The organism is Fibrobacter sp. UBA3718 (genome assembly GCF_002371935.1).
GTDB lineage: Bacteria > Fibrobacterota > Fibrobacteria > Fibrobacterales > Fibrobacteraceae > Fibrobacter.
Window position 1 is genome coordinate 360273 of the sequence record NZ_DFHR01000013.1, and the last position, 16948, is coordinate 377220.

General features: G+C 54.4%; 16 protein-coding genes. 4 read left to right on the forward strand and 12 right to left on the reverse strand.

Going from position 1 to position 16948, the window contains the following annotated elements:
* Positions 1–137 precede the first annotated feature (137 nt).
* From B4A77_RS04735 to B4A77_RS04745, 3 genes are all read right to left on the reverse strand, one after another.
* Positions 138–1103: an AgmX/PglI C-terminal domain-containing protein gene (locus tag B4A77_RS04735; protein ID WP_290735579.1), complete on the reverse strand. Its 966-nt coding sequence runs from the start codon at positions 1101–1103 to the stop codon at positions 138–140.
* 536 nt (positions 1104–1639) lie between these two features.
* Positions 1640–2539, reverse strand: a complete 900-nt coding sequence (locus B4A77_RS04740) for a hypothetical protein (RefSeq protein WP_290729262.1) — start codon at positions 2537–2539, stop codon at positions 1640–1642.
* An 84-nt stretch (positions 2540–2623) separates the two neighbouring features.
* Positions 2624–2926, reverse strand: coding sequence for a type B 50S ribosomal protein L31 (locus tag B4A77_RS04745; protein WP_290726862.1), 303 nt, complete (start codon positions 2924–2926; stop codon positions 2624–2626).
* A gap of 90 nt (positions 2927–3016) precedes the next feature.
* On the opposite strand from B4A77_RS04745, the gene B4A77_RS04750 reads away from it, so the two are divergent.
* Entirely contained in the window at positions 3017–3667 is a 651-nt protein-coding gene (locus tag B4A77_RS04750) for a hypothetical protein (protein WP_290726864.1), read from the forward strand.
* Between the two features lie 50 nt (positions 3668–3717).
* Here B4A77_RS04750 and hisB read toward each other — a convergent pair whose 3' ends face one another.
* The 8 genes from hisB to B4A77_RS04790 all read right to left on the reverse strand — a co-directional run bounded on the left by hisB (position 3718) and on the right by B4A77_RS04790 (position 12686).
* Positions 3718–4302, reverse strand: a complete 585-nt coding sequence (hisB, locus tag B4A77_RS04755) for an imidazoleglycerol-phosphate dehydratase HisB (protein WP_290738776.1) — start codon at positions 4300–4302, stop codon at positions 3718–3720.
* Positions 4302–5288, reverse strand: a complete 987-nt coding sequence (locus tag B4A77_RS04760) for a helix-turn-helix domain-containing protein (RefSeq protein WP_290738780.1) — start codon at positions 5286–5288, stop codon at positions 4302–4304. Before B4A77_RS04760 ends, hisB begins: the two co-directional genes overlap by 1 nt.
* A complete protein-coding gene (locus B4A77_RS04765) occupies positions 5285–5857 on the reverse strand; it encodes a Maf family protein (RefSeq protein WP_173365395.1) in 573 nt (190 codons plus the stop codon). The genes B4A77_RS04760 and B4A77_RS04765 overlap by 4 nt, the downstream gene beginning before the upstream one ends.
* A 23-nt stretch (positions 5858–5880) precedes the next feature.
* Positions 5881–8310: a putative LPS assembly protein LptD gene (locus B4A77_RS04770; RefSeq protein ID WP_290738785.1), complete on the reverse strand. Its 2430-nt coding sequence runs from the start codon at positions 8308–8310 to the stop codon at positions 5881–5883.
* Positions 8311–8615: 305 nt separating this feature from the next.
* Positions 8616–9431 (reverse strand): S41 family peptidase, encoded by an 816-nt coding sequence (locus tag B4A77_RS04775; protein WP_173365396.1) that lies wholly within the window; start codon positions 9429–9431, stop codon positions 8616–8618.
* Positions 9432–9540: 109 nt separating this feature from the next.
* Positions 9541–10659, reverse strand: coding sequence for a hypothetical protein (locus B4A77_RS04780; RefSeq protein WP_290738788.1), 1119 nt, complete (start codon positions 10657–10659; stop codon positions 9541–9543).
* Positions 10660–10680: 21 nt separating this feature from the next.
* Positions 10681–11367 carry a pyrimidine 5'-nucleotidase gene (locus B4A77_RS04785; protein ID WP_290738791.1) on the reverse strand — a complete coding sequence of 229 codons (687 nt, stop codon included), beginning with the start codon at positions 11365–11367 and terminating at the stop codon, positions 10681–10683.
* An 11-nt stretch (positions 11368–11378) separates the two neighbouring features.
* Positions 11379–12686, reverse strand: coding sequence for a deoxyguanosinetriphosphate triphosphohydrolase (locus B4A77_RS04790; protein ID WP_290738794.1), 1308 nt, complete (start codon positions 12684–12686; stop codon positions 11379–11381).
* Between the two features lie 33 nt (positions 12687–12719).
* Here B4A77_RS04790 and B4A77_RS04795 point away from each other — a divergent pair, with 33 nt between their 5' ends.
* The 3 genes from B4A77_RS04795 to B4A77_RS04805 all read left to right on the forward strand — a co-directional run bounded on the left by B4A77_RS04795 (position 12720) and on the right by B4A77_RS04805 (position 15774).
* Positions 12720–13796: an RluA family pseudouridine synthase gene (locus tag B4A77_RS04795; RefSeq protein WP_290738797.1), complete on the forward strand. Its 1077-nt coding sequence runs from the start codon at positions 12720–12722 to the stop codon at positions 13794–13796.
* Positions 13797–13814: 18 nt separating this feature from the next.
* Positions 13815–14450, forward strand: a complete 636-nt coding sequence (gene yfcE, locus B4A77_RS04800; protein ID WP_290729235.1) for a phosphodiesterase — start codon at positions 13815–13817, stop codon at positions 14448–14450.
* 79 nt (positions 14451–14529) lie between these two features.
* On the forward strand, positions 14530–15774 hold the full coding sequence (locus B4A77_RS04805; RefSeq protein ID WP_290738801.1) for a nucleoside recognition domain-containing protein: 1245 nt from the start codon (positions 14530–14532) through the stop codon (positions 15772–15774).
* Here B4A77_RS04805 and B4A77_RS04810 read toward each other — a convergent pair.
* A complete protein-coding gene (locus tag B4A77_RS04810; RefSeq protein WP_290738803.1) occupies positions 15771–16940 on the reverse strand; it encodes an alginate O-acetyltransferase AlgX-related protein in 1170 nt (389 codons plus the stop codon). The genes B4A77_RS04805 and B4A77_RS04810 overlap by 4 nt on opposite strands.
* Positions 16941–16948: the final 8 nt, after the last annotated feature.

A 16948-nucleotide genomic window follows, 5' to 3' on the forward strand; every position in this document is an offset into this window, starting at 1 on the left:
CTACCAGAAAATTTTTCAGATAATCTATATATTTTTTCGGCATCCACAAATGCGGAGGCCTATTCCACAAGGCAAAAAAAGGAATTCCGGCAGCCGTGTGACCACCGGAATGGTATCATTTACAGGATTTTAGAGTCTTATTCGGTGAACGTGAAGGGGATCGTCACGGTGGTGTTTCCCGACTTGACCTTGTTGAAAGTCCAGCGACCGACTGCATTCTTGATGTCGTTGTCGAATTCGCCGTGACCCGTGGTGGAAGAGGCAATCGAGATGGCGATAACCTCGCCGCCCGGGGCAATCGTGAACTTGAGCGTCACCTTGCCTTCCAAGCCCGGAACCTTCTTCAGGTGCTTATTGTATATGTGGCGAAGCCCCGGAGTCCTCTGGCGCACTACCTTCATGATGTCGGCTGCGGAACGCGACCCGCCGCCGGAACCCATGTCGATATCGCGCACGGAAGGCGTCTTCATGTTGCCCTTCATCGCCTTGTTATTGAAGCCGCCCCCAGGTGCCCCGAAGAGGTTCCTGAGATCGCCATCAATCCCGCCGCCATTGCCCGAAGCGACACCTTCGTTGAAGCCGCCGTCCACCTTGCCGCGCCTCTCGCCTATCTGCGTCTTGCCCGAATTGCGCAACACGTTCGCATTCCGGATAATCTTGTCGATATCCTTCGCGAACTTCTGGTCGTTCATCAGGGTATACGCCGATGCCGTGGCGGTCTTCGTCATCGAAGCAAGTTCCCTGAGCACACCCCTGGATTCGGGAACGTTCGGTTTCCCGGCACCCTTGGGCTTGCCCCCGCCCGTGGATTTTGTATCGCGTTTTGTCATCCTGTCTGGCTTCTTCTCCTGTTTCTTTTCCTGCTTTTTCTCTTCTTTCTTATCTGCGATTTCGATTTTTGTTTCGATTTCCAAACTGGAGGTTTTCTCGAACATCATATCGTTGATAACAACCTCATATGTCGTGGCCCAGAAACTCAGCGCGAGAGCGACGAGCAGAGAAACTCCTGTAATGTTCCTCAGTTTCTCGTCGGAATCGGGCATGAGCGCTACCACGAGTTCATCAGTTTCTTTTTCTTTTGGTGGTTTTTTGATCGGTTTCATGATTTTATCCTCCCCCTCTTTCGAGGGAATTGATGGTTGATGTTTATGGGGGTAAAAAGTGGGCTATCGCCTTGTGGTCAAGGCTTTTTTCTTTGCAAAAAGCAATACCGGGGAAAGGGCTCGTCTGCCAAGCCTTTCGCACAAACTAACAATGTCAGGATGTTTAGACTACATACACCGAAGGAATTACTTTATCCAAAACACCATTCCCGAATCCGTTCCTTCACTCAGATTCAAGACAAATTGTTCTTCTCTGATTTTAAACTATAAAGAAAAATCGGAACGGATTCACCCGAACGGGTAAACAAATTTTCAACATAAGAAATGTAAACTCAGGTCCCATCGCGGGAATCCCGAAAAATAAGGCTTTCCACAGGCATCCTACAACAAAATTCTCGTTCCTGTTTTTACAAAAACATATATCAAGTGAATTTATTCCAACTTAGAGTGGCGAAGACAATTCGCGCACAAAAAAAGACGGCACCTTTGCAGGCGCCGTCTTTTAACGTTTAAGGCTTTGTAAAAACGTTAACCGATTACTTCACCTCGAAGTAGTAGGTCTGGACCGTCTTGCCGTCCTGGGAAAGCTGGATGATCTGCTTGCCCTGCGGGAGCGTGCCCGTGATGCGGAAGAGGTTTTCGGCAACGTAGGTCACCTGGAGGTCCGTGGACTTGCTCTTGTCTACGAAGATGCCCTTCTTGTCATTTGCGTCGAAGCCCTTGCAGTCCTTGTGGGCAGAGACATTTTCTTCAACCGCAGCGAAGGTCTTCGCGACGAGCGGAGAAGAAACGGAGTTCGCGTTCACGAAGAGGACGTTGATCTGGTTTCCGACAACGAGCGGAGCCGGAAGAGCGAGCATCTTGGAAGCCGCAGCTGCAGCGGGAGCGGCAGCCTTCTTGGCCTTCTTGCCCTTCTTACCCTTCTTGTCTTCCTTCTTCGGGGCAGGCGGCATCTTGGCGCCATCGGTAGCCTGCGGCATTTCGAGGCGGTAGCCGGCGATGGATTCGGTGCACTGGGTAGAGAAGAGCACCCATTCGTTGTTGATCTTGGTCGGAGCCTTTTCACCCGTCTTGTAGAGGCCCGGGTTCACCTGGTCGCTGTAGATGTAGAGCTTGAGCTGCAGGTTGGGATTGGCTTCGGATGTTTCAATCGGGTTACGGCTCTTGATATACTTGGAACGGCCGGCGAGAATGCGGTAGCTGCCAACAGGAACCTTCTGGAACTTGAATTCACCCTTCTGGAGGTCTTCCTTGAACGGGTACTTTTCCTTGGTCGTCGTATAGATGGTGGAGTCCATCCACACCGTCGGCATCGGAACAGGCTGTTCGGTGAACGGATCGAGAACGACACCTTCGATCGTGCCGGTCTTTTCGCAACCAGTCATTGCCATGGCAACGAGAGCGAAGGCACATGCAGAGATAAGTTGTTTCTTCATCTTTTTTTCCTTGTGTTAAAAACCGATTTGAATTTAAAAAAAAATGCCCCCCGCAGCGTGGAGGGCATCGAGAATCGCCTAAAATTAAGCTTCTTCTTCGGCCTTGGCGGGCACAGCCTTGCGGGTCTTGCGCTTTGCGCCCGTGATGTTGCCAGCGAAACGCTTGTTGAAGCGGTCGATACGGCCAGCCGTATCCACGCGATGCTGCTTGCCCGTCCAGAACGGATGGGTATCAGCCGTAATTTCCAGAGAAATTACGCTATATTCAACACCATCGATAGTCTTCTTTTCGGCGGAAGACTTCGTGGAGCGGGTGATGTATTCTTTACCCGTATTCGCATCGACGAACACGACCGGTTGATAGTTAGGGTGGATACCTTCTTTCATTTTAAACTTCCTATTGAAGTAGTTGATTTTGAGAGCCTAAATTTAGAAGATTTTCGGCCTTTTGGCAAGGGAAATAGTATCTTTGTGGACATGAACACCCGCTACAGACTGCTTTTAGCGATTCCTGCCTCCATTATCGCCCTCTCCCTCTCCGCATGCAAAAGCGAGCCCCCCAAGGCCACCGTCATCAAGATAGACCAAAAGATGCCCCTCATCGAGTGGCCCGACAGCATCTACGTAAACTCGCTAGACTCCATCCTCGCACTTGAACCTGTCAAGAAATCCGCAAACGAGAAAAAGGACGTGAACCTCTCGCTCAATTCCAAGAGCGCGCCCGTATTTAAACTGCCGAGTTCCGTAACCGGGAAAAAAGACGGGCCAAAGCAGCCCGGCACCGCAGAAATGCTCAAAAGAATCGCCGCCGAAAAGCAGGCGCACGAATCGGGCAGGGCAGCCCCGCAGGGCCGAAGCGAAGATATTTCCGGCAAAAAGGCGGAGGCTTTCGGCGACAGGTTCGTGAAGGCGATGAACGCGCTACAGTCCGACCCCAACAACGCGAAGCTCTACAAGATCGTAGTCGCAAACGACGAGGATTTGACCACATTCCTCAAGCGGACCTACGGTGCAGGTTCGCTCACGCTCCCCCGCTTTTTTGTGCAGTCCGCGCTGCAAACAATAAACCCCGGCCTCAACCTCGAAAAGCTGAACGCCGGGGATAAAGTCAAGGTCCCTAGGATATAAGACTAGGGAGGGTAACCCCCTCCCTAAGACCCTCCCGGCAATCTCAAATTCTACAGCACGCCCTTGCTGCTGGGGATTCCCTTCACATTGCGGCTCGGAGCAACGGCCATCGCAACTGCACGCGCGAAAGCCTTGAAGATGCTTTCGAGGCAGTGGTGGTTGTCGTTTCCGTAGAAGAGCTCCACGTGCAGGTTCATGCGGGCATTTTCGCACAGGCTCTTGAAGAAGTGTTCGAACATGCTGGCCTCGATGCCACCTGCCATGGCGGCAGGCAGGTTCACTTTCCACACGAAGCCTATGCGGTTGCTGAAATCGAGGCAAACGCGGCTCAGCGCCTCGTCCATCGGGACAAAGTAAAAGCCGTAGCGTTCGATTCCCTTCTTGTCTCCAAGGCATTCCACAATCGCCTGACCGAGCACAATCGCGATGTCTTCCATGCTGTGATGCATATCGACAGCGGTATCGCCCTTGCAGGTGAGGTTGAGCGTAAAGCCGCCATGCACCTGGAACAGGTCGAGCATGTGGTCGAGAAACGCGTTGCCGGAATTGACGACCCCGCGGGAAGCCTCGTCCAGGTTCAGCGAGAGTTCGATATCGGTTTCGCCGGTCTTTCTCTTGATGTTCGCAGTACGCATTAGCGGCCTCCCTTCGTCTTAACAATTTCGCCGCCGAACACGCGGAAGCGCGCCACGCGGCCAAACTTCATTTCGGGAAGTGGAGATTCCTTCCCGTTCAAAAGCATCTTCGAAATAGCACGGGGTTCGCCCACGACGACAAACAGCGTGTCTTCCGATTCGTAAATCAGTCGCGTTCCCTTTTCCGCAAGGTTCGCTTCTTTCAGGAAAGCGTTGTCTTCCTCGTGACGCTTGAGGCCAATCCAAGAACGCATTTCGCCCGAAGCGACAAGCTCGATGCGAGTCTTGTTCGTCTTCTCGGCGGGAGCATCCTTGCCAGACGTCGAAGAGATAAAGATTGTCGCAGATGCGGGAAGGTCCGATTTCTTGACAGCCTCGTCCACGACTTCCTGCGTCACCTTCAGGCTGGAGGAATCGACGGCCGCAGAATCCACCGAGGAAGAATCCGGGGCGATAGCCTCGGCGCCTTCAGGCATTTCCGAGGGCATTTCCGACGGTGCAGGAGGTTCCACCACCATTTCCGCAGCGGATTCGTTCATCTCGGGAGGAGTCGTCCCTTCGTCCATATTCTTCATGAAATGAGTGCCGACCACAAATGCCAGTCCGAGCAGGACCACCACCACCGGAACGGCCTTGCTGTGAGGCTTGTGCTCTTCGTCGACCGGGGCTGCGGGTTTCGCGGGCTTAGCCGGGGACGGAGAAAGGAGGCTCGAAAACTTGGCGCCAGTTTCGCCGGAGTAGTAATCCAGGACCCTCTTGGAATCCAGATTCAGCTTTACGCAAATCGAATGCAGGTAGCCCCTCAGGTAGGCCTCGACCGGGAATGCCTTCCAGTCGCCGCTTTCGATGAGGGTAATGTTCTTCACTGTGAGCTTCGTCACAGTGGCGAGTTCCTCTACGGAAAGGCCCTTCGCTTCACGCGCACGCGCAAGGTAGGATCCCAGGCGTTCATCAGGGCGTTTGTCTTCTATAGGGCTCATACTCATACGTTTACCTTCTGCCTTGTAAGCATTTCCAGTGTGAGGGCGACAGGCAAGCCCACCACGTTGTAATAACATCCAGAAATCGATCTGATAAGCCGGGCGCCTCGCGTTTGGATACCGTAGGCCCCCGCCTTGTCCATCGGGTCTTTAGAATTTACATAATCTTTTAGCTCCTGTAAGGAGCAGTTCCTGAAAACGACCTCTGTTTCTTCTTGTTGAGTATCAAGGACTTGCGAATCTTTTGCGATTGCGACTCCCGTAATAACTTTGTGAGATTTTCCGTTCAGTTCCTGTAGCATTTCGAGTGCGTTTTCGGGGCTTTTCGGCTTCCCGAGGGGGCGTCCGTCCAGAAAAACGAGGGTGTCGAAACCGAGCACGTATTGTCCGGGCTCCTTTTTAGAGACCGAAAGCGCCTTCGCCGCCGCGTTTTCGCGCGGGAAGTCCAGCGGATTGCTCGATGTCGGCTTTTCTTCCTCGTTGGAGACGACCACCCGGAAATCCACCCCTATCTGGGTCAGGATTTCGCGCCGCCTGGGAGAACCGCTTGCGAGAACAATTCTTGTCTTTTCCATTTCCATATCCTTGTCGTGAACCCCTACTTGCTCGATTCCGTGCTTCCCGCATTGAGTTTGATATCGGGCAGGTCTCTCACGTAGATGGCGAAACTCCAGCCCGCAGCAGGCCCCGTCGGAGTCCATGTGAAATCCAGCTGCCAGCAATGGAGGGCCCTGTTGAACGTGAAGCGGTGCGTCACGAACTTGCCCTCGTTGTAATCGTATTGCGTGCTGTAGGAGACTTCCCAATTTATCGTCGGCTGGAACGATGCGGTAATCGTTGTCGAGTGGTTTACGTTGTCTTGAAAGAGGTCCTTGCCCACGCGCGTACTGGAGAACGAATAGCGATACGTGAGGCCCAGCGACCACTTGCGCATCTCGTACTTGCCCATCTGGGACGGGAGCCCCGCATTGAGCGTTCCGCTCCAGTTGAAGCTGCGGCTCAGCTCGTAGCCCCAGTAGGTAAGCTCCGGCACCTGCACCTTCGTCGGTTCCATGGAATACTTGTGGTAGAAGCTGTGGCGCGTCGTGATGGTGAACAGGTAATCCGGCAAAATCTGGAATCCGAAGGATGAATTGATATCGGAAAAATTGAGCGAGTCTGCCGCAAAGTTGTACGAAACGCTGTGGCGCGTCGTAAGAAGCCTGCGGTTGCCATACTGGTCTTCGACAGCCTTTGCCGTATCTCCCTTCGTAGTATCCGCCTTGTGCCCCACCACCTTCAGGTACTTGAGATCAAGGTCGTTTCCAAGCGAGAACCCAATCGTCTGCTGCTCCTTCTGATAAGGCGACTGCCCCAAATCCGGATGCGGCGCAAAATACTTGACCGTATCGATTTCAGGCGCGTAGGTGTAAGAAATGCTCGGAGAAAGAATGTGGCGAAGTCCCGTAAATCGGCCAATTTCGGGGACCCAGATGCCGTAAAGTTTCGTATCGGCGGTAAGGCTGTAGTTGTGATTATAGGCGAACTCGCCGAAGGTATCGTGTTCGGGATCGAGGCTCGTGCGGCGTTTCCAGTACTTGCTCGAATCGTCCGGGTTTATCCACGACTGACCCGTCCAGTAGCCGCTCCAGGTCGCCCTCGGAGTCAAGTTGATGACATTGAAAAGCGACCCCGAATAATCGAGGGAGTACGTTCCCGAATAGCCGACATACTTGGCAGTCGTGTCCATGTCATTGACGCTGTCGAGAGCGGTCACCATCTTGTAGTTGAACCGGTTCGTAAAGTTGTAGTTCAACTTCTGAAGGTAAGAACGGAAAGAATTATCTTCGACGGCCGTCTCATCCTCATCGGTTTCAAAAGAGAACAGCGGACCGCTCATGTTGAACTGCACATCGGGAAGCTGGCGCTCCATATAGCCCGTCTGCAAGTTATGGTTCTGCCCCGCCTTCACGGTAAGGCTCTTGTTCGTCCCGAACTTGCCCGAATAGGTAAGCCAGGCGTTTGCCTGCTGGTCAAGAATCGTTTCCGCGTCGAGGGCGTTTTCCCTTCGGACCTTCGTGTTGCTTACGAAAGAGCCCGTACCCGTCAGCTTGTGCTTCGCATCCGGAGTCAGGTTTTGGTTATGGGAATACCGGATGTCGTAGTCGCTTTTGCCAAAATCGAATTCGTCCAGGTATGCCGTATAGGAAAGGTTTCCATCGAGCAAATCGCGCTTCTTGTATCGGACTTCTCCCTTGAGCGAAGACTTCTCGAATCGGGCTTCCTCTCCTTCGATGATGTCGCCGCTGATGGTCGCATCCCAGTAGTCGTTCGGAGCATAGTAGAAACCGATGTTGCGCATGTAGTAGCCCTGCACCTGGTCGCCACCGAACTTGGGCGTGAGGAGCCCCGACTTGCGGCCGCTCTTCAAAGGTGCAACAATCATCGGGAGCACAGCGACCGGCACATCGGCAATGTTCAAGACCACTGGACGCGCCGTGATGGTTTCCTTCGGTTTCACCACCATGCGGCGACCGTAAAAGTAAAAGTGCTGGTGCGTCGAATCGTTACAGGTGCTAAAGTCGCCGCGGGCAATCTGGATTCGCTGGTCAGGAAGCCTGCGCACCTCCATGCCGTTGAGCTGCTGGTTATCCTGGAAGGTCGTCGCATAGTAGATTTCGCCAATGCGGCTGTTCATGTTGTATTTGAGACGCATCCCCGACAGCGACGGGTTCTTCGTTTCGCGGAGTATCGGTTGGCCGCCTGCCACAAGCACGCTGTTCTTCTGGTCGAACCAGATGGTATCCGCATCGAGCGTCGCCGTACGGTACTTGAGCTGCGCCGAATTGTTCAGATTAAACGTTTCCTTTTCCACGTCGTAGATGAGGTCCACGGCGCGGTATTCGACGGTATCCGTCCCCGTGGTGTCGTTCATCCAGTCCACCTCGGTAGTGTCCTCGACCGGCTGCTCGCGCTCCTCAAGTTCAAAACGCGTCATCTCCGCGCCAAACACGGCGGGAGTATCCAGGGCACCGATTGCAAACAGCAAAACGGCCCATAGAAGACTATGGGTTCTAGACAAAATCACGTTGCGGCAAATATAGGAATTAGAGATTACTGTTTGGGAACCGCAACAAAAAAAGTCCCGCGAGCGCGAGACTTTCCAGACAAAAGTTAATTTGTACTTACTTCAGGACGGCGAACTTGTCGGCAACACCGAAGGACTGCTCGATGCTTACCATGTAGCGGCCCGTGAGCAAAACGCCCCTGGTCTTTGGACCAGGGGCATTTGCGAAAAGTGAGCGGTATTACCGCGAACGGCTCTCGTTAAAACGAGCGGCCGCTAAACCGTTTTTACTTGAGAACCGCAAACTTGCCGGCAACACCGAAGGACTGCTCGATGCTTACCATGTAGCGGCCGCTCGGGACGTTCTCGGAATTCCAGGCAACGCTGTTGAATCCGGCCGGAGCGTTATCCACGCGCACCGAAGCCACTTCTTCGCCGTTCGGACCAGAAACCTTGACAACAGTCGTTCCTGCGGTCTTGAGCGTGAAGGAAATCGCATTACGGCTAAAGCCCTTCAGCACAGCCCCGTTGGACTTCACACCCTTGTTCGGGTTGGTCTTGGGTTCAACCTTTTCGGCCTTCTTCACGAACACGCCGTTCAGGTTCCTTGCAGAAACCTTCTCGGCATCGCCCGCGACGATCGTTCCGCGGCTCAATACGGCGAGCAGCTGCTTGTCCGTTTCGCTACCGCTAGCAAACGTTTCAAGTTCCTGGGCGTTGAATTCGTCCTTGTCACCATACCAGGCCGTAACGTCGTCGGCATTGAAGTCCTTCACGAGCATGGAAGTACGACGCACGACAGCGGAAAGCGTATCGCCTTCGCTCACGTAGGTGAGTTCGACCGGCTTATCCACCTGGCCACGAATCTGGTCCTTGGAAAACTCGATGTTCTGGCCCTTGAGGCTTACACCGTCAACAGCGACAATCACGTCGCCCTTCTTGATTTTTGTGTCGGCAGCGGGACCACCGGGAATAACCTCAGCTACGTACACGCCAGCGGGCACCTGGTAAATCGTAACGCCGATACCGCCGAACTGTTCGTCGGCCATAATCGGAGCGGCAAGCATGCCAGCAACAAGAGACGCCTTGACAAACTTTTTCATTGATTCTCCTTGTAAACTATTCTGTTCTAAATATACTATAAAAAACAACGAACGGACCAATCAACGGACTTTTTTACAAGAAATACGCCATTTTACAGGCAAATTTCCGCTATTCCATCATCACGCCGTCTTCCTCGTCTTCCCCATCGTCGTAATCCTCGATAGTCTTGTCGCCAGGGACGATGATGAGGCCGAGCGTCACGGGCTCGCCCTTCAAGTCGATGTAGGCTTCCAGGTAGAGTTTGGTCGAAAGGCGGATAAGGCGCAGGTCAAGCATGGAACCGCCCTTGTGGATGCTCTTGGGATTGCGGTTGAAGAACAGGAACTTCTTGTTGATGTACTCGAAACGGTCCTTTTCGTAATTGATGCTCCACTCGGAGTTGCCGTCTTTCTCCTGGCGGTAGAGGCAGCGGTCGTTGTCGATATCGCACTCGAAACTTGCACTTTCCTGGTAGCGCTTATTCCACTCGCGGCTAAAGGCGCAGCTCTGCACGCGGCCCGCGCCGTTGCGGTTCTTGTTCAACTGGTCATTGATGACAACGTAATCCATCTTCTTGTCCTTGACCTGGTTGTACACGTTCATTAATATGATGTAGGCCTCGATGTTCTTCGGGCACTTGCCGTCAAGTTCCACCTCCTCATGTGCCTTCAAAAGCGTCTGCTGCATGTCGAGGTCGATGGCATCGGGAATCTCGCTTTCGCGGAGCTTGTCCAGCACCTTCTTCGGCGGGATAACCACAATCTTGTCGCCCTGCTTGATGGCATAACCCAGCTGGTCACGCACGTAGTCAAGGCACTGTTGCACGTGGATATGCACCGTGTTGGAACCGCCCGAAACGAAGTCCACGCCTATACGAACGTTCCATGTGGAAGCGTCGCTCTTGGAGCCCTTCACCAGTTCGCAGAAAGGATCCTCGCGGATACCGTCGATAAACACGATTTGCGCATTGAGCTTGGTAACGAGCGAGCCTTCCTTGTCCATCGCGCTCCCGAGACTCCAGAAGTTCGGGTTCAGGCGGAGCACCTCGGCAAAGGCCTTGTCGCCGTCGAGCGCGGGCAAAAGCGAATCGTTACGGGCATTCTTCTCTTTCAAAAGTTCGGAATACTCCGTCGTCACGTTCATGTTGCTGAAGCCGTTGCGCGCCTGCGGAGCGGGGAACGACCACGCCAGGGAGGCAAAAAGGAGAGCGAGCGTTACAAAAAGTGCAGAATAAACAGTTCGTTTCATACGAGTATAAAATACAAAAAGTTAAACAGAAACATCCAAGTCGCGCAGGTTCATCAGATGCGGGATATGGTAGTCCACCCAGGCCGGCGCTTCCACGTTCGGGTTCACGAGCACAGTGGTCCAGCCCCGCCTATGCGCGGGTTTCAGGTTCCGCAAAGAATCTTCCAGGAGCACAATATCGCGCTTGTCCGCGGGCATCGAGCATTCCCATCCGGGCATCGCGCCACATCTCTCCGGCCAAACACGCGCAAGCCACCGCTCCATCTTCTCGTACGCGCTCTCGTGCGGTTTTCCCACCCAGTCCATCATCTTTAGGTCAAAAACGCCATCTATCGCGGGCGCAATTCCCATGTGCGCCAAGCCCGCCTCGCTCCAGTCGTGCCGCCCGTTGGTAAACACATAGCGGGGGCCCTGCAGGCCTTGCAACAGCGCGAGTTTCTCGGGAGCACGCTTCGGGTACGTCAGATATTCCGGTTCGTGAATGAAGTCGAAGAATTCGTCCGGGTCGGTACCGTTCATCGCCATGAGGCCCGCAAGCGTCGTGCCGAACTTTTCCAGGTAATCCGTGCGAATCCTGTGCGCCGATTCAAAATCGCCGCCGACAGTTTTCTGCACAAAAAGCGAAATGCGGTGGTCGAGCGAATTGATGACATAGCGCTCTTCGTCGCCATACAAAGTAAGGTCGTAATCGAAAAGCCAGACCTTCAAGGGACCCCCGCCTACACGCCCATCGCAAGGCCGCCAATCTGGCGCGCGAGATACGTGGCGTAGTTGTCCGTCATGCCCGTCACAAAATCGAGCACCTGGTGGTAGGCCTCGGCGGCGGTCACGCTCTGCCCGATTTTCGCCTGCCCGATAAGCCGCACGATGCGGTCGGCACGGTAAGAATTCCTGCCATTCTGCCTGTAATCGTAAACGCCGTTAATAAAGGCGTCGAGCACGGTAGCTAGCGTGGTGTAGCTGCCGACTTCAAGTTCCGTCTTGCGGCGATCCGGATAGATACGTTCCACGCCCAGGCGCTTCGCAATGCGGATTCCCCACATGGCATCGGATTTCGTGATATCGATCAGGTGGCTGTTGAGCTTGCCTTCCATGATTTCTTCGTAGTGCTTCACGAACGTCACCGCCACATCGTCGATAATGTTCTGGAAGGCCTTCCCGCGGATGCTGCTGAGGAAGTCGCGGAAGTTGCGTCCGTTTTCCTCGTATTCCTTGTCGATATTTATTTCGGGGCCGCAGAGGTAGCTGAACATGTCGCGCACATCGCTAAAAGCAAGGATTCCAAGTTCGATGGCATCTTCCACATCGAGGATGGAATAGCAGATGTCGTCAGCGGCTTCCATCAGGTAAACGAGCGGGTGGCGCACCCACTTGCCGTTATCTATCTGCGGGAGCCCGAGCGTTTCGGCAGTGATTCCGTACAGGTCCGCTTCCGTCGAGAAGAGGCTGGTGGGGCAACCGTACTTGGCCAGTTGCGGGTACTTTATCATGGCGCCGATAGTCGCATAAGTAAGGCGCATTCCGCCATCGAGAAAGTGGTATTCCAGCTTGCTCAATATGCGATGTCCCTGCGCGTTGCCGTCGAAGTTCTCGAAATCCGCCATTTCCTTGTCGTTCAAATCCTTCAGCGGGGCACTCTGGCGGTTCTTGCGGAACCACTCGCGGATAGCAGCCTCACCAGCATGCCCAAACGGCGGGTTACCGATATCGTGAGCGAGGCAGGCCGATTGCACGATGGTCCCGAACTGGTATTCGTTGATATACTTGGGCAAGTACTTCTTGATGAGGTGGAAAACCGTAATCGCAAGGCTACGCCCCACGCTCGAGACCTCGATACTGTGCGTGAGTCGGCTATGCACGTGGTCGTTCACCGAGAACGGGTGAACCTGCGTCTTGCGGCCAAGCCTGCGGAAAGCCGTCGAAAAGACAATGCGGTCGTAATCCCTGTGATAATCGGAACGGTTCGGGTCCTGATTGGCCGGATGTCCGTAACGCGTAGCGGATAAAAGTGTTTCCCATCTGAGCATGGCGCAAATATAAATATTTCTATCTTTCATTACATGATTACGCGCATCATCGACCGCAACTTCGCCAACATGCGACTGGACCGTTTTTTACGCAAGGCATTCCCCGACGAATCCCTGTCGGTTTTCTTCGCAGTCATCCGAAAAAAAAAGGTGCGCGTGAACGGAGTCGTCGGCAAGGCGAACCAGATGCTTGCCGAAGGCGATACCGTCTGCATCTACGAGAATTTCAAGAGCGTGGATGAATCCGCAGTGCAAACCACCGAAACGGAACAGTCGCCGGTACCAGCCCCAAGTTCCGGTTTCGCGAAGAACAAGTCCACATGGGGCAAGGTCCTCTCCCCTGCAGAAAAGCAGGCGGGCTGGGGCGCGAAGGACCTAGATATCGTCATCCAGACAGAAGACTACGTCATCGTGAACAAGCCCTCGGGACTTGCGAGCCAGCCGGGTTCCGGTACGCGCCCGGGCGAAAGCCTCGTGGAATACCTGTGGGAATGGGGCCGCCGCGAAGGCCTCGACTTCAAGCCCACCATCGCGCACCGTCTGGACCAAGAGACATCGGGCATGCTGATTGCGGCCCTCCACGGCGACACGCTGCGCGACTTTACCCGTATGATTCGCGAACACGAGGTGGAAAAGTTCTACTTCGCGCTCGTGAAGGGCAACCTGAAAAAGGAAAAGGGCACGATTTCGGAATCGCTTACCCGCACCGATGCCGCAAAGGGCAGCAAGATGAAGGTCGGCGAGAGCGGCAAGGACGCGAAAGAGGCCGTAACGCACTACCGCGTAAAGCAGCACTACGAAGGTTACGACCTCGTGAAAATCAAGCTCGAGACCGGGCGCATGCACCAGATTCGCGCGCACTTTGCAAGCATCGGACACCCGCTCCTGGGCGATACCCGCTACGGCGATTTCGCACTCAACCGCGAAGTGAAAAAGACGCTCGGGCTCCACAGGCTATTCCTGCACAGTTGCAGGCTCGAATTCGTATGGCAGGGCGAACGCAAGGTATTCGATTGTCCGCTCCCGAAGGAATTGCAAAGCGTTATAGACAACCTAAAGCCCATGCGTTTTAGGCACGATATTGCCGACCCACGCGGGGCAAGGAAATAAGATAGCTCAGGAAACAAGATGCGCGCACTTATCCTCTCCGATATTCACGGTTCCGCCATCGCCGCAAGGCAGGCGCTTGCTTTTTTCGAGAAATTCAACTGCGACAAAATTTTTTTGCTGGGCGACACGCTCTATCACGGACCGCGCAACCCGCTCCCGGCGGGTCACGGCCCCATGGGAGTCGTCGATGCGCTTGCTCCCTACAAGGAGCGCATCGTCGCGGTCCGCGGGAACTGCGATGCAGATGTCGACCTGATGATGCTCGACATGCCCATCGAGGATGAATTTGCTGTCGTGAAAGATGACCGCGCAGGCGCTACGCCCGCAGAAACGACGCTGTTTCTGAGCCACGGGCACATCTTTATGCCGGAATGCTTCCCCGCAGATGCGCTCCACACGCTCGCCCCGAACGACCTGGAACTGAACGGCAGAAGCGTCGATGCGTACGTCTACGGGCACACGCACATCTGGAAATGCGAAAAGAACTTCAAGGGAGTCCTGCTCGTGAATCCGGGTTCCACGAGCCTCCCCAAGGGCGGAAACCCGCCGACCTTCGCCCTCTACGAAAGCGCGACCGCAGCCTCCCCCGCCAAATTCAGCATCCACAGGCTCGACGACGGCAGCGAATTAAAATGTGTAATGTGTGATGTGTAATGTGAAATGGTTTTCAATTACACATTACACACTTCATATCTCACACTCCCATCCTACTTTTTTTACTAACATTTAAGCCATGGTCTTAAACATCATCTGGCTCATCTTCTTCTTTGGCGCGTTTATCGCGTGCATGGTGCAGTGGATCGCCTTCGGCGACACCCAAATCTTCAACAAGACTATCATGGGCGCGTTCGACATGTCGAAAACCGCGTTCGAAATCGCCCTCGGCCTAACAGGCATACTCAGCCTCTGGCTCGGCATCATGAAGATTGGCGAAAAGGCGGGAGCCGTACAGATTCTCGCAAAAATCGTCTCCCCGCTGTTCAGCAGGCTCTTCCCCGAAGTTCCGAAAGACCACCCGGTCGTGGGCACGATGCTCATGAACATAAGCGCGAACATGCTCGGGCTCGATAATGCGGCCACCCCGATGGGCCTACAGGCGATGAAGCAACTGCAGGAACTCAACCCCAACGAAGACAAGACCGTCGCGAGCAACTCGCAAATCATGTTCCTCGTCTTGAATGCAAGCGGCCTTACGCTCATCCCGGTGAGCATCATGACGTACCGCGCCCAGATGGGAGCGGCAAACCCGAGCGACGTGTTCCTCCCTATCCTCCTCTCTACGTTCTTCAGCACCATCGCGGGCATCATCGCCATCAGCTTTTTCCAGAAAGTAAAACTCAAGGACCCGGTGACGGTTGCCTGGCTCGGCGGGCTTTCTGCCTGCGTCATCGCCATCATGGTCTACTTCAGCCACCTCACTGCCGAAGCCATCGGAACCACGAGCCTCTTCATCAGCGGCATCGTATTGCTCGGCCTGATTGTTGCGTTCATGGCCCTCGCCGTGTACAAGAAGGTTCAGGCCTACGAGGCGTTTATCGAAGGCGCTAAGGATGGTTTCCATACGGCAGTCATGGTCATCCCCTACCTGGTCGCCATCCTCGTGGGTGTCGCCGTGTTCCGCGCAAGCGGGGCGATGGACCTGGTCATGAACGGAATCTCGTGGGTTCTCGCCTGCTTCGGAATCGGCAACGACGTAGTTCCCGCTCTCCCCACAGCATTCATGAAGCCCCTGAGCGGAGGCGGTGCACGCGGCATGATGATTGACGCCATGAAGACCTTCGGTGCAGACAGCTTTGCAGGGCGCCTCAGCTGCATGTTCCAAGGCGCAACCGACACCACGTTCTACATCATCGCAGTTTATTTCGGTTCCGTGGGCATCAAGAAGACGCGCCACGCTCTCACCTGCGCCCTCATTTCCGATGCCGTGGGCATCATCTCGGCAATCGCAATCGCGTACCTGTTCTTCCCGCCAGTCTAATAACTAACGACATGAGGCGTCACCAGCCTCTTATTCGGGAACAGCATTATTGAAAGTTTTGCGGCAATCGAATCGCTCGCAATTTCGTGCGCGTTTCCGTTCCAGTGGGAATCTGTCCTCCAGAATATATCCTTGCCGGCCTTACGCGCCTTGAAGAACGGAACCGTCAGGTCAACGTTCTCGATGCCAGCAGAATCAAGCATGTCGTAAAAGTCAAAGTAATGCTTTGCATCGGGAGACACCGTCGGCAATCCCATAGTCAAGAACCAGTCATTCACATCGTTGCGCCAGAAAAGATTCCTGTTCGGAGCCATCACAAACAGGAGGCGCGCACCGAAGGTTTTTGCCAAGGAATCTAGGTCCTTCAGGTGTTCCACCACAGCCTTGTATTCTTCAGAATTCTTGTTGTAAAGGAGCACTCCGGCAGTATCTTCCGCAAAAGCAAGGAATGGTTTTTCTTCGTGATAAACGCCAACCCCAGCCCAGCCTTCGTCCGCACCCGGATGCGTATCCTTGTAGAGCGAGTAGCGCCACGTATCCGTCAATTCACGCACGGCGGCCGTCGGCGGGAAGCGACGCAGTTTAAAATCGACCGTTCCCGGAGCCTCGAGGAAGGCGCGACGCCGGATGCGCTTGACTTTCGAGCCTAGGCCCTTGCCCTCGTTCCAGGGCGCCACGTCGCCATAATCGAATACCGCATTCGCACCGAAGTTCACATACACGTTGCGTTCGACACATTCCACCACGATGACTTTCGGAACGGGCTTCCCTTCCTTCGCGCGGGCAGCGGCAAGCGCAAAGAGCGATTTCGGGGAGCCCTGCAGGTCAATGTAATCCACCGCAGAAACCTTCCCGATTCCCGCCGCAGAAAGCTTATCCGAAACTTCTTCGGGCAACGGCTTGTGGCCGAACTGCACACGGCTGAAGCTATCCCCCAGCCACCACACGATTCCCGAATCAAGTGGTGCAATATGCACGCTTTCATCGGGATGGTACGGCTTGTCGACATCTTCCTTGAACTTCTTTACGGAAGTGAGCCTGAAGAGGTCTCCCCTGCCGGTAAACCACTGCGGGAACGCCCCGCTAAAGAACAGCACGAGCATCGCGATTGAAACAAGCCCGAACCCGCGAACACACCAGAGAGCGATTTTAGTCTTTGTATCCATCGTCGCTC